At 71.7% G+C, this 13,232-nt stretch carries 12 protein-coding genes; 9 read left to right on the top strand and 3 right to left on the bottom strand.

Annotated elements, in window-relative coordinates; translation table 11 throughout:
• Positions 1-7 precede the first annotated feature (7 nt).
• The 6 genes from Z164_RS0109975 (at position 8) to Z164_RS0110000 (ending at position 8,176) form a co-directional block, all read left to right on the top strand.
• A complete protein-coding gene (locus tag Z164_RS0109975; protein ID WP_043689737.1) occupies positions 8-2,839 on the top strand; it encodes a 2-oxoglutarate dehydrogenase E1 component in 2,832 nt (943 codons plus the stop codon).
• An 86-nt stretch (positions 2,840-2,925) separates the two neighbouring features.
• Positions 2,926-4,167: a dihydrolipoyllysine-residue succinyltransferase gene (gene sucB, locus Z164_RS0109980; protein ID WP_024890559.1), complete on the top strand. Its 1,242-nt coding sequence runs from the start codon at positions 2,926-2,928 to the stop codon at positions 4,165-4,167.
• A 135-nt stretch (positions 4,168-4,302) separates the two neighbouring features.
• Entirely contained in the window at positions 4,303-5,742 is a 1,440-nt protein-coding gene (gene lpdA / locus Z164_RS0109985; RefSeq protein ID WP_024890560.1) for a dihydrolipoyl dehydrogenase, read from the top strand.
• 94 nt (positions 5,743-5,836) lie between these two features.
• Complete coding sequence (locus Z164_RS0109990) at positions 5,837-6,430, top strand: LOG family protein (RefSeq protein WP_024890561.1); 594 nt, start codon at positions 5,837-5,839, stop codon at positions 6,428-6,430.
• 122 nt (positions 6,431-6,552) lie between these two features.
• Positions 6,553-7,563 (top strand): YhdH/YhfP family quinone oxidoreductase, encoded by a 1,011-nt coding sequence (locus Z164_RS0109995; RefSeq protein WP_024890562.1) that lies wholly within the window; start codon positions 6,553-6,555, stop codon positions 7,561-7,563.
• Positions 7,564-7,804: 241 nt separating this feature from the next.
• A complete protein-coding gene (locus Z164_RS0110000) occupies positions 7,805-8,176 on the top strand; it encodes a response regulator (RefSeq protein ID WP_024890563.1) in 372 nt (123 codons plus the stop codon).
• 214 nt (positions 8,177-8,390) lie between these two features.
• Here the strand turns inward: Z164_RS0110000 and Z164_RS0110005 are convergent, their stop codons facing one another.
• On the bottom strand, positions 8,391-9,278 hold the full coding sequence (locus tag Z164_RS0110005; protein ID WP_024890564.1) for a DnaJ C-terminal domain-containing protein: 888 nt from the start codon (positions 9,276-9,278) through the stop codon (positions 8,391-8,393).
• Between the two features lie 309 nt (positions 9,279-9,587).
• Complete coding sequence (locus Z164_RS0110010) at positions 9,588-10,067, bottom strand: Hsp20/alpha crystallin family protein (RefSeq protein ID WP_024890565.1); 480 nt, start codon at positions 10,065-10,067, stop codon at positions 9,588-9,590.
• 147 nt (positions 10,068-10,214) lie between these two features.
• Here Z164_RS0110010 and Z164_RS0110015 point away from each other — a divergent pair, with 147 nt between their 5' ends.
• Positions 10,215-10,694, top strand: coding sequence for a peroxiredoxin (locus Z164_RS0110015; RefSeq protein WP_024890566.1), 480 nt, complete (start codon positions 10,215-10,217; stop codon positions 10,692-10,694).
• Between the two features lie 144 nt (positions 10,695-10,838).
• Positions 10,839-10,967: a hypothetical protein gene (locus tag Z164_RS23555; RefSeq protein ID WP_269079012.1), complete on the top strand. Its 129-nt coding sequence runs from the start codon at positions 10,839-10,841 to the stop codon at positions 10,965-10,967.
• A gap of 50 nt (positions 10,968-11,017) precedes the next feature.
• On the opposite strand, the gene Z164_RS0110025 is transcribed toward Z164_RS23555, so the two are convergent.
• Positions 11,018-11,815 (bottom strand): spermine/spermidine synthase domain-containing protein, encoded by a 798-nt coding sequence (locus Z164_RS0110025; RefSeq protein ID WP_024890567.1) that lies wholly within the window; start codon positions 11,813-11,815, stop codon positions 11,018-11,020.
• Between the two features lie 120 nt (positions 11,816-11,935).
• Here Z164_RS0110025 and ubiM point away from each other — a divergent pair, with 120 nt between their 5' ends.
• Entirely contained in the window at positions 11,936-13,198 is a 1,263-nt protein-coding gene (gene ubiM, locus Z164_RS0110030) for a 5-demethoxyubiquinol-8 5-hydroxylase UbiM (protein WP_024890568.1), read from the top strand.
• Positions 13,199-13,232 lie beyond the last annotated feature (34 nt).

A 13,232-nucleotide genomic window follows, 5' to 3' on the forward strand; every position in this document is an offset into this window, starting at 1 on the left:
ACCAGACGTGGACAGTCTTCTGAAGCAGTTCGCCCAGTCGTCGCAACTCGGCGCCAACGCCGCCTACATCGAGGAGCTGTACGAGCAGTACCTCGTGGATCCCGACAGCGTCGATCCCCGCTGGAAAACCTGGTTCGAGGGCTTCAAGGGCCGCGAGCACGGCGACGTGCCGCACTCGGCGGTCATGGCGGCGGTGGCCGAGGCCGGTCGCCTCGCGCTGCGCGGCCAGGCGGTCGCCGGGGCCGGCGACGAGCGCGAGCGCAACGTCGGCCGGCTGATCACCGCCTACCGCGCGCGCGGCCACCTGAGCGCCCGGCTCGACCCGCTGGGCCTGACCACGCCGATCGATCCGCCGGACCTGGGACTGCCGTTCCACTCGCTGTCCGAGCGCGACCTCGACACCGACTTCAGCACCGGCGGCGTCGCCGGCAACGAGCGCATGAAGCTGCGCGACCTGCTCGCGCTGCTCAAGGCCACCTACACCGGGCCGATCGGCGCGGAGTTCATGCACATCCCGGAAGTCGAGCAGCGGCAGTGGATCTACCGCCGCCTGGAGCTCGACGGCGGCCGCTTCCGCCGCACGCCGGAACAGAAGCGCCGCATCCTCGAGCGCCTGTCCGCGGCCGAGGGCCTGGAGCGCTACCTGCACACCAAGTACGTCGGCCAGAAGCGCTTCTCGCTGGAAGGCGGCGACTCGCTGATCCCGCTGCTCGACGCGCTGATCCAGCGCGCCGGCCAGGACGGGGTCAAGGATCTGGTGATCGGCATGGCCCATCGCGGCCGCCTGAACGTGCTGGTCAACACCCTCGGCAAGAACCCGCGCAAGCTGTTCGACGAGTTCGAGGGCAAGTTCGAGCACGTCGCCGGCGACCGTCCCCATACCGGCGACGTCAAGTACCACATGGGCTTCTCGGCGGACGTGCAGACCCCCGGCGGCGCCGTCCACCTGGCGCTGGCGTTCAACCCGTCGCACCTTGAGATCGTGGACCCGGTGGTGGCCGGCAGCGCGCGCTCGCGCCAGCACCGCCGCGGCGACCGCGAGCGCAAGGCCGTGATTCCCGTGCTGCTGCACGGCGACGCCGCCTTCGCCGGCCAGGGCGTGGTGATGGAGCTGTTCCAGATGTCGCAGGCGCGCGGCTTCGCCGTCGGCGGCACCGTGCACGTGGTCATCAACAACCAGGTGGGCTTCACCACCAGCGACCGCCAGGACGCGCGCTCCACCCTGTACTGCACCGACGTGGCCAAGATGGTCGGCGCGCCGGTGCTGCACGTGAACGCGGACGATCCCGAAGCGGTGGTCTACTGCATCGAGCTGGCCTACGAGTTCCGCCAGACCTTCCGCAAGGACGTCGTCATCGACCTGGTCTGCTACCGCCGCCACGGCCACAACGAGGCCGACGAGCCGGCGGCGACCCAGCCGCTGATGTACCAGATCATCCGCAAGCACAAGACCACCCGCGAGCTGTACGCCGCGCAGCTGGTTTCCGAGGGCGTGCTGGACGAGTCCGCGGTCAAGGCGATCGTGGACGACTACCGCAACAAGCTCGACGCCGGCGAGGTGACCACCGAGCTGGCCGACTCGCGGCCGGACGACTACGACCTCACCATCGACTGGAGCCCCTACCTGTCCGGCCGGCTGTCCGATCCGGTGGACACCCGGGTCGCGCCCGAGCGCCTGGTCGAGTTGGCCGAAAAGATCACCACGCTGCCGGAATCGCTGAGCCTGCATCCGCGCGTGGCCAAGATCTACGACGACCGCCGCAAGATGGCCGCCGGCGAGCTGCCCGCCGACTGGGGCTTCGCCGAGAACCTGGCCTACGCGACCCTGCTCGACGAGGGCCACCGCCTGCGCCTGGTCGGCCAGGATTCCGGCCGCGGCACGTTCTTCCACCGCCACGCGGTGCTGCACGACCAGAAGACCGGCGAGGACTACGTCCCGCTGCAGCAGCTGGTGAAGAATCCCGACGACGCCACCATCATCGACTCGCTGCTCAGCGAGGAAGCGGTGATGGCCTTCGAGTACGGCTACTCCACCTCGGAGCCGGGCACGCTCGACATCTGGGAGGCGCAGTTCGGCGACTTCGCCAACGGCGCGCAGGTGGTCATCGACCAGTTCCTGTCCTCGGGCGAGGCCAAGTGGCAGCGCCTGTCCGGGCTGGCGTTGTTCCTGCCCCACGGTTACGAGGGCCAGGGCCCGGAGCACAGCTCGGCGCGGCTGGAGCGCTTCCTGCAGCTGTGCGCGCTGGAGAACATGCAGGTCTGCGTGCCCACCACGCCGGCGCAGGCCTTCCACATGATCCGCCGGCAGCTGTGCATGAAGACGCGCAAGCCGCTGGTGGTGATGACGCCGAAGTCGCTGCTGCGGCACAAGCTGGCGGTGTCCTCGCTGGAGGAGCTGGCCCGCGGCGAGTTCCTGCACCTGATCCCGGACGGCGCCGCCGATCCGAAGAAGGTCGAGCGCGTGATCGCCTGCTCCGGCAAGGTCTACTACGACCTGCTGGAGGAAGCGCAGAAGCAGTCGCTGGAGAACGTGGCGCTGCTGCGCATCGAGCAGCTCTATCCGTTCCCACGCGAACTGCTGGCCGCCGAGCTGGCCCGCTACGCCAAGGCCACCGACCTGGTGTGGTGCCAGGAAGAGCCCCAGAACCAGGGCGCCTGGTACCAGATCAAGCACCATCTCGACGCCTGCCTCGCCGAGGGCCAGAAGCTGCACTACGCCGGCCGCGCGCGCTCGCCCAGCCCCGCGGTCGGGCACTTCAACGATCACGTCGAGGAGCAGAAGCAGCTCGTCGCCGACGCCCTGGTCAACCCGCTCAAGGGCAAGGTCGCGGCCGAATGACCCCATGAGGACCGCCACGGCGATCCGCCCCCGGCATCCCGGATGCCGGTCCACCCCTCTCCACGTCACACCGCCAGGAAGCCCGCATGGCCACTGAAATCAAGGTCCCCGTCCTGCCCGAATCCGTCTCCGACGCCACCATCGCGACCTGGCACAAGAAGGCCGGCGACGCGGTCAAGCGCGACGAGAACCTCGTCGACCTGGAGACCGACAAGGTCGTGCTGGAAGTGCCCTCCACGGTCGACGGCGTGATCAAGGAGATCAAGTTCGAGGAAGGCGCCACGGTGAACAGCCAGCAGGTGCTGGCGATCATCGAGGAGGGCGCCGCCGCCGAGGCCGCCCCCGCCGAATCGGGCAGCCAGGGCAAGGAAGCGCCGGCCGCCGGCGCCGAGGAAGTGCAGCCCAAGCCGGAAGCGAAGCGGGCCGACGACAAGGCGCCGGCCTCGACCAAGCCGCAGCCGGTCTCCGGCGGCAAGACCGCCGACCTGCCGCCCGGCGCGCGCTTCACCGCCGAGAGCAAGGGCATCGACCCGTCGCAGGTCGAGGGCACCGGCCGCCGCGGCGCGGTGACCAAGGAGGACCTGCTCAACTACGCCTCCGGCAAGACCCAGGGCGTGTCCGGCGGCGCGCGCCCCGAGGAGCGCGTGCCGATGACGCGCATCCGCAAGCGCATCGCCGAGCGCCTGATGCAGTCCAAGGAATCCATCGCCATGCTGACCTCGTTCAACGAGGTCAACCTGGGCAAGGTGATGGCGCTGCGCAAGGAGCTGGGCGAGCAGTTCCAGAAGGACCACGGCATCAAGCTCGGCTTCATGAGCTTCTTTGCCAAGGCCGCCGCCAACGCGCTGGCCAAGCACCCGGTGGTCAACGCCTCGGTCGACGGCGACGACATCATCTACCACGGCTACGCCGACATCTCGGTGGCGATCTCCACCGATCGCGGCCTGGTCACCCCGGTGCTGCGCAACGTCGAGCGCATGAGCTTCGCCGAGATCGAGCAGGGCATCGCCGACTTCGCCAAGAAGGCGCGCGACGGCAAGCTGGGCCTGGACGACCTGCAGGGCGGCACCTTCACCATCACCAACGGCGGCACCTTCGGCTCGCTGATGTCGACCCCGATCGTCAACCCGCCGCAGTCGGCGATCCTGGGCATGCACGCGATCAAGGAGCGCCCGATCGTCGACAACGGCCAGGTCGTCGCCGCGCCGATGATGTACATCGCGCTGTCCTACGACCACCGCATCATCGACGGCAAGGACGCGGTGCTGTTCCTGGTCGACATCAAGAACCAGCTCGAGAACCCGCACCGCATGCTGCTGGGGCTGTAAGGCCCGAAGCCGGGACTCGGGACTCGGGACTCGGGGCTCGGCGTTAGATCAAGCGAGGACTCGGGACGCGCAGGCTGCGGCTTTGCGGGTCCCGGGTCCCGAGTCCCGAGTCCCGTACACAACAGGACTCGCACCATGTCAGACCATCAATTCGACGTCGTCGTCATCGGAGCCGGCCCCGCCGGCTACCACGCCGCCATCCGCGCCGCGCAGCTGGGCATGAAGGTCGCCTGCGTGGACGCCGCGCTGGGCAAGGACGGCAAGCCGGCGCTCGGCGGCACCTGCCTGCGGGTGGGCTGCATCCCGTCCAAGGCGCTGCTCGATTCCTCGCGCCAGTTCTGGAACATGGGCCACCTGTTCGGCGACCACGGCATCAGCTTCAAGGACGCCAAGATCGACGTCGGCGCGATGGTCGCGCGCAAGGACAAGATCGTGAAGCAGTTCACCGGCGGCATCGCGATGCTGTTCAAGGCGAACAAGGTCGCGCCCTACTACGGCTTCGCCACGCTGCACCCGGGGCGCAAGGTGGTGGTCAAGCAGCACGACGGCGCCGAGGTCGAGCTGACCGGCACCAACGTGATCATCGCCGCCGGCTCCGACTCCATCGAGCTGCCGTTCGCCAAGTTCGACGGCGAGACCATCGTCGACAACGTCGGCGCACTGGACTTCGCCGAAGTGCCCAAGCGCCTGGCGGTCATCGGCGCCGGCGTGATCGGCCTGGAGCTGGGCAGCGTGTGGAAGCGCCTGGGCGCCGAGGTGACCATCCTCGAGGCCCTGCCCGACTTCCTGGCCGCCGCCGATGCCGAGGTGTCCAAGGTCGCGCTGAAGGAGTTCAAGAAGCAGGGCCTGGACATCCGGCTCGGGGCCAAGGTCTCCAAGACCGAAGTGACCGGCAAGGGCAAGAAGAAGGAAGTCGTGGTCAGCTACGCCGACAAGGACGGCGAACAGACCCTGACCGTGGACAAGCTGCTGGTCGCGGTGGGCCGCAAGGCCGCCAGCCAGGGCCTGCTCGCCGAGGGCACCGGGGTCAAGCTCGACGACCGCGGCCGCATCGAGGTCGACGCGCACTGCCACACCGGCGTGGACGGCGTGTGGGCCATCGGCGACTGCGTCAGGGGCCCGATGCTGGCGCACAAGGGCTTCGAGGAAGGCATCGCGGTGGCCGAGCTGATCGCCGGCCTTCCCGGCCACGTCAACTTCGACACCATCCCGTGGGTCATCTACACCGAGCCGGAGCTCGCCTGGGTCGGCAAGACCGAGCAGCAGCTCAAGGCCGAGGGCATCCCGTACAAGGCGGGCAGCTTCCCGTTCGCGGCCAACGGTCGCGCGGTCGCGATGAGCGAGCCCGCCGGCTTCGTGAAGGTGCTCGCCCACGCCGAGACCGATCGCGTGCTGGGCATGCACCTGGTCGGCGCGAACGTGTCCGAGCTGGTGCACGAGGGCGTGCTGACGATGGAGTTCAAGGGCTCGGCCGACGACCTGGCGCGGATCTGCCACGCGCATCCCTCGCTGTCGGAAGTCGTCCACGATGCCGCGATGGCGGTGGACAAGCGGGCGATCCACAAGGCGAATTGACGGTGGAGGGGCCAGGGATCAGCCGCCGGAGGCCCGGGACGAGCACGGCCCGCTTCTCCCTGGTCCCTGGCCTCCGGCCCCTGGTCGCAACGCCATGAACAGCATCTGCATCTACTGCGGTTCCAACCCCGGAAACAGGCCCGCCTACGTCGAGCGGGCGATGGCGCTGGGCGACCGGATCGCGCGCGAAGGGCTGCGGCTGGTCTACGGCGGCGGCAACGTCGGGCTGATGGGCGCGGTGGCCAACGCCGTGCTGGAAGCCGGCGGCGAGGTCACCGGGGTGATCCCGCAGCAACTGGTGGACTGGGAGGTCGCGCATCCGGGCCTGACCGAGCTGGTGGTGGTGGGCTCGATGCACGAGCGCAAGATGCGCATGTTCGATCTGGCCGATGGCTTCGTCGCCCTGCCCGGCGGTTTCGGCACGATGGAAGAGATCTTCGAGATGCTCACCTGGCGCCAGCTCGGCATCGGCGACAAGCCCTGCGCCTTCCTCGACATCGAGGATTTCTACGCGCCGCTGATCGGCATGATCGACCGCATGGTCGCCGAGCGCTTCCTGCACCCCGAGCAGCGCGCCGACCTCTGGTACGGCGACGACATCGACGCGCTGCTGGCGTGGATGCGGGCCTACGAGCCCGCGCAGGCGTCGAAGTGGCTCGACGAGAAGCGCCGGAGCGTGATGCGCTAGGCGCGCGGCGGGAACGACGAACGGGCAGACGGGACGGGCACGCTCGAATTCGTTCGATCGCCTCCGTCCCCTGCCTGGATGCTTACCATGACGGCTTTCTTCCACGCCGACGAGGTTCGCCGATGACCGTCCCCGCCCGCTTCCGCGCCTTCCGCATCCACGACGACGATGCCGGCTACCGCGCCGGCCTCGAGGAGATCGCGCTGGACGACCTCGCTCCAGGCGAACTGGTGATCCGCACCGCCTACTCCTCGGTCAACTACAAGGACGCCCTGGCCGGCACCGGCCAGGGCAAGATCCTGCGCCGGTTCCCGCTGGTCGGGGGCATCGACGTGGCCGGCCACGTCGTGCAGTCGCGCGACCCGGCCTTCCGCGAGGGCGACGCGGTGCTGGTCACCGGCTGCGGCCTCAGCGAGACCCGCGACGGCGGCTACGCCGAGTACGCGCGGCTGGAGGCGAAGTGGGCGGTGCCGCTGCCCGCAGGGCTCGACCTGCGCGAGAGCATGATCCTGGGCACCGCCGGCTTCACCGCCGCGCTCGCGCTGCTGCGCATGACCGAGAACCGGCAGACGCCGGCGCTCGGCCCGCTCGCGGTCACCGGCGCCACCGGCGGCGTGGGCTCGCTGGCGGTCGACATCTTCGACCGTGCCGGCTACACCGTGCACGCCATCAGCGGCAAGCCCGAGCAGGCCGATTACCTGCGCGCGATCGGCGCCGCGGAGGTGCTCGGGCGCGAGGCGCTGGACGTGCGGCGGGCGCTGGAGTCCGCGCGCTTCGGCGGCGGCCTCGACAACGTCGGCGGTCCGATGCTGACCGGCCTGCTCGCGCAGACCGCGCCCTACGGCAACGTGGCCAGCGCCGGGCTGGCCGCCTCCCCCACGCTGGAGACCACGGTCATGCCCTTCATCATCCGCGGCGTCTCGTTGCTGGGCGTGGCCTCCGCCGGCACCGCGCGCGACATCCGCGACGAGGTCTGGCGCCGGCTGGCCAGCGACTGGAAGCCGCGCCACCTCGACCGCATCGCGCAGCACGAGGCCACGCTCGACACCCTGCCCGACGCCTTCGCGCGCCTGCTCGCCGGCGGCGGCCTCGGCCGCACCCTGGTGCGCATCGGCCCGGAGCCTGGGCGGTAGACGCGTTCGGGGCGACCGGTTCGCTGGGCGCGCCCGGCCCCGTGCCGCTTCGGGGGACCGTCGCGGGCCTGCCGACCGCGCAGCGGCGCGGACATGGAGCGCCCGGCGCGCCGTGCCGCCGGAGGGCTTCCGCCGCGCCGGCGCCCGGCAACCGCGCGCGACGCCGCGACGCAGCGCACATCGCGTCGCTTGCGGGGGCATGCCCCGCCGCTACAATCGGGCGCAGGACACGGGGAACTCCATGGCGCGCATCCTGATCGTCGACGATTCGCCTTCGCAGCTGGCCGGCATCCGCCGCATCGTCGAGAAGCTGGGCCACGAGGCGCTGACCGCGGAGGACGGCCAGGCCGGCGTGGACGCGGCCAAGCGCGAATTGCCGGACCTGATCCTGATGGACGTGGTGATGCCCAACCTCAACGGCTTCCAGGCCACGCGCGCGATCGTTCGCGACCCGGCCACGCGGCACATCCCGGTGGTGCTGGTGACCACCAAGGACCAGGAGACCGACCGCATCTGGGGCATGCGCCAGGGCGCGCGCGGCTATCTGACCAAGCCGTTCAGCGAGACCGAACTCGCCGACGCCATCGCCAGCAGCCTGGGCGCGGCGCCGTAGTTCCCGACGCTTCCAGCCCGCGAGGGAACGTCCCGAACGCGCCCTCGTCCGGCGCTGCACGCCACCTTCACCCGCTCGCGGGAGAAGGGAAAAACAGCGTGGACCCGCTCGCGGCAGAACGAACGACGTGCGCCCGCTCGCGGGAGAGCCACGCCGTCGCCGCGGCTACGGCGGAGCGACCTCGCGACCGCCAGGGGCGCGAGGCCGCCGCGACTCAGCGCCGCCAGTCGCTGCCGAATGCCCGCTCGAGCTGCCGATAGGCTTCGCGCTGCGCCTCGGTTTCCGCCTTCGGCGCCAGCACCTCCAGCTCGACGATCTGGTCGCCGGGCGGCGCGCCGCGCGTGCCGGGCAGGCCGCGCCCGCGCAGGCGCAGCCGGCGGCCGGCCTCGGAGCCGGGCGGGATCTTCAGCTCCACCGGGCCACCCAGGGTCGGCGCGCTGACCGTCGCGCCCAGCGCCGCTTCCCAGGGCGCCACCGGCAGCACGTGGATGATGTCGGCGCCGTCGGCCTCGAAGTCGGGATGCGCGGCGTACTCGATCTCCAGCAACAGGTCGCCGTGCGTGCCCTGGCCCTTGAGCCGGATCACCTGGCCCGGGCGGATCCCGCGCGGCACGTTGACGTCGAGCGACTTGCCGTTGACCGAGATGCGCACGCTGCGGCCGTGGTAGACCGCCTCCAGCGGCACCGCCAACCGCGCGCGGGTATCCCCGCGCGGCGCCTGCGGGCCCTGCGCGCCGCGATAGGCGCCGCGCCGGCGCCCGAACAGCTCCTCGAAGAAGTCGCTGAAGCCGCCGCCCGCGCCGCCGGCGAAGATCTCGTCGAAATCGGGGCCCTCGCCGCCGCCGAAGCCGCCGTGCGGCGGCTGCACCTCGTCGCCCGGGCGGTAGCCGCGCGCGCGAAGCTGGTCGTAGGCGCTGCGCTTGGCGGGGTCGCGCAGGGCCTCGTAGGCCTCGCTGATGGCCTTGAAGCGCTCCTCGGCATCGGCCTCCTTGCTGACGTCGGGGTGGTACTTGCGCGCCAGCCGGCGATACGCGGTCTTGATGTCCGCCTCGCTGGCGCCCGGCTCGACGCCGAGGGTGTCGTAGTAATCCTTGAACTGCATTCGCCCGTCTTCTGTCTGGATGGCTCGCGCGGCCCGCCGGACGGTCCGGCGGGCTCGCCGACGAGCACGGAGGCCTGGGAACGTGGGCGGCCGAAACGCCCGAGGCGTAAAGCCCGCCCGTGTGCTGCCCGGTCCGTCGCTGCGCAGGCCCGTAGCGGGTCTAGGGGCAACGCGCGGAGGAATGGGTCGTACACGCGGCTTCGCGGCCCGGACGGCGCCCGCCGCCCACGCGCCTAGTGTAAGGGGCCGGAACGAAGCCGGGCGCCCATCGGGCGCCCGGCATTGCGTCGGCGACGCGTGCGCCCGCCCTTACTGCCGGGTGGGCATCGACTCGGGCTTGCCGACCTGGATGCGCCGCGGCGTGGTCTCCGGCCGCTTCGGGATGCTGATCTCCAGCACGCCGTTGTGGCCGGACGCGGTCACGCCATCGGGATCGGCGCTGTCGGGCAGCGCGAAGCGGCGGTGGAAGCTGCCGTAGCGGCGCTCCACGCGCGAGAACTTGCCGTTCTCCTCCTGGGTCTCGTTGCGGCGCTCGCCGCGGATGCTCAGGATGCCCTTGTCCATCAGCACCTCGACGTCGGCCGGATCGATGCCCGGCAGGTCGGCGTAGATCACGAAGCGGTTGGACTCCTCCTTGATGTCGACCCGCGGGACCCACTGGCTGGTCACCACGGACGAAGCGTCCTGGTCGTCGTCGGCCTGGAAGAAGGTGTTGAACATCTGCCGCAGTTCGTCCTGGAAGCCGGACGCGGCGGCGCCTTGCAGCGGATTGCGGACAACGTGTCTCATCGTGTGCTCCTCCTGGATACGCCTGGTAACGGGACCGGCGCCATCGCGCGGCCCGGGATGACGGCGATGTAGCGTCCGCGCCGCCGGTTTCAAGAGGGGCCCGGAGAGCGGCTAGACTGCGTTCACTCCCCCAGCGAGGTTTCCCCCATGCCCATCCAGCCCGGCGACCGCATCCCCGAAGTGGTGCTCAAGTACTTCGACGATGGCGTCCAGGCCATCGACACCCCGACCCTGTTCGAGCACCGCAAGGTGGTGCTGTTCGCGGTCCCGGGCGCGTTCACCCCGACCTGCTCCGAACGCCACCTGCCGGGCTTCGTGGAGCGCTTCGACGAGTTCCGCGCCCGCGGGATCGAGGTCGCCTGCCTGGCGGTCAACGACCCGTTCGTGATGCATGCCTGGGGCGAGCAGCTCGGCGTGCCCGCCGGCCTGCGCATGCTCTCCGACGGCAACGGCGACTTCGCCCGCGCGCTCGGCCTGGAGATGGACGCCAGCGCCTACGGCATGGGCATGCGCGCCAAGCGCTTCGCGCTGTACGCCGAGGACGGCGTGGTGCGCGAGCTGTTCGTGGAGGCGCCGGGCGAGTTCAAGGTTTCCAGCGCCGAGCACGTGCTCGCCCATATCGGGTAACGCCCCCGGTACCGCGCTGAAGGGTTCAGCCTCCTCACGCCGCCGCGACCGCGATTTCACGTCCCGCGCCGCGGCCGGCGCCTAGCGTCGGTGCGCGGCTGTCCGAGCGGACGCCGCGTCCCCCGACACGATGGAGAGTCCCAGATGAGCGCACAGCACCCGCAGGGCCGGCCGCCGGCCCAAGGCCAGCCGCCCGGACGCGAGCAGGATCCCGACCGCCAGGGCGGCCGCGAGCCGCGCCGCGAGCCGAATCCGGGCGAAGAGGAGGAATAGCCTCCGCCTTGAGTCCGCACGAGCGCCCGGCCCCGCCGGGCGCTTCGCCGTCAGCGCCCGTCCGACGCCGCCAGCGCCCGCGCCACCCGCTCCAGCGCCGGCGCCAGCTGCGGCGCGGCCGCGGCGGGCAGAGCGGCCAGCAGCCGCTTCGCCGCATCCGCCGGCGGCCGCGCCCCGGTCCAGGCGAAGGCGACGCGGTTGCGCATCCGGGTCTCCTCCACCTGCAGCACCCGATCGGCGCCGAAGGCCGCGCGCAACCGCGCCAGGTGCCGGTCGGCATCGGCGCAGAACAGGTTCACCGACAGCGCCCCGCCCGGCGCGAGCGCGCGCCGGCAGGCGGCGTAGAACGCGTCGGTGGCCAGCATCGGCGGAATGCCGGTCTCGTCGTAGCCGTCCACCAGCAGCACGTCGTAGCGGCCCGGGCGCGCGGCCACGAACTCCGCACCGTCGCCCAGCATCACCTGCAGCCGCGCGTCGTCGGGCGGCACGCCGAACTCACCGCGCAGCCCGATCACCCAGGGATTGTTCTCCACCACCTCCAACCGCGCCGCGGGCAGGTAGCGGTGGATGAACTTGGCCTGCGAACCGCCGCCCAGCCCGATCATGCCGATGCGCGCCTGCGCCGGCGCCCACAGCAGGGCGGCCAGCATGGTGCGCGTGTAGTCGATCAGCAGGCGGTCCGGATCCTCGGCCAGCATCCGGCTCTGGGTCTGCCGGCGCGTGAACTGCAGCGAGGCGTAGCGCCCGTAGCGGCGCACGAACGGCCGCCGCAGGCGCTTGCCCGACGCGTCCACCGGCCCGCGCAGGCGCGACCAGACGCGCCGCCACCATCCTCCGTCGTCGCCCATTCGCCTCACCGCACCGCCTTGGGGGCGCAGAGCCTACCGCGCGGGCGCGCCGGGCGCGATCCGGCCCACCTTGAGCCAGGTCAAGCCGCCCGTCCGCCGGAAGGCATAGACTCTGCCCCCATGACCGCATCCGCCTCCCCCTGGACGACCGACGTCGTCGTCATCGGCGCCGGCCCCGCCGGCCTCGCCCTCGCCTGCGCCCTGGCCCCGCTCGGCCTGCGCGTGGAGCTCGTCGAACGGCAGCCGGAGGCCGCGCTGGCCGAGCCCGCGTTCGACGGCCGCGAGATCGCCCTCACCCACGGCTCGATGCGCCTGCTGCGCGAGCTGGGCATCTGGGCGCACCTGCCCGAGGACGCGGCCTGGCCGCTGCGCGTGGCGCGGGTGATGGAGCGCGACGTCTCGCGCGAGCTGCGCGTGGACGGACTGGACAGCGGCCACGACCGCCTCGGCTGCCTGGTCGCCAATCACCTGATCCGCGCGGCCGCCTGGCGCGCGGTGCAGGCGCTGCCGGAGGTGCGCGTCCATGCCGGCGCCCCGGTCGCCTCGGTCCGCACCGACGAGCGCGCCGCCGAGGTCGTCCTCGCCGACGGCCGCGTGCTGCGCGCCGGGCTGCTGGTCGCCGCCGACAGCCGCTTCTCGCAGACCCGGCAGGCGCTGGGCATCGAGGCGGACCTGCACGATTTCGGCCGCCACATGCTGGTGTGCCGCATGCGCCACGACGAGGTGAGCAACGAGGGCGAGGCCTGGCAATGGTTCGGCGACGCGCAGACGCGCGCGGTGCTGCCGCTGGACGCGCACACCTCCTCGGTGGTGCTGACGCTCGCCGGCCACGAGGCCGCGCGGCTGGAGGCGCTCGACGACGAGGCCTACGCGCGCGAGGTCGAGCGCCGGCTGGAAGGCCGCCTCGGCCCGATGCGCACCGCCAGCAGCCGCCACCGCTACCCGCTGGTGGCGGTGTTCGCGCGGCGCTTCGCGACCACCCGCGCCGCGCTGGTCGGCGACGCCGCGGTCGGCATGCACCCGGTCACCGCGCACGGCTTCAACCTCGGCCTGGCCGGGGTCGAGCGCCTGGCCGAGGCGGTGCGGCTGTCGCTGCAGCGCCACGCCGATCCGGCCCATCCGCAGGCGCTGGCGCGCTACGACCGCCGCCACCGCCGCGGCAGCCTGCCGCTGTTCCTGGCTACCCGCGCGGTGGTGGAGCTGTACACCGACGACCGCGCCGCGATGCGCCCGGTGCGCTGGCTGGCGCTGCGCGCCAGCGCCGGCCTGCCCCCGTTCCGGCGCGCGCTGGCGTCCGGCCTGATGGACGAAGGCCCGGTGGATCCGCCCCTGCATGCGCGCCTGCGGACCGCGCTGGACTGGCTGCGCCCGCGCGCGCATTGACACCGCGATGAGCGTGCGCACGCGCGCCGCGGCG

Origin of the sequence: Luteimonas huabeiensis HB2, from assembly GCF_000559025.1 — a bacterium.
GTDB lineage: Bacteria > Pseudomonadota > Gammaproteobacteria > Xanthomonadales > Xanthomonadaceae > Luteimonas > Luteimonas huabeiensis.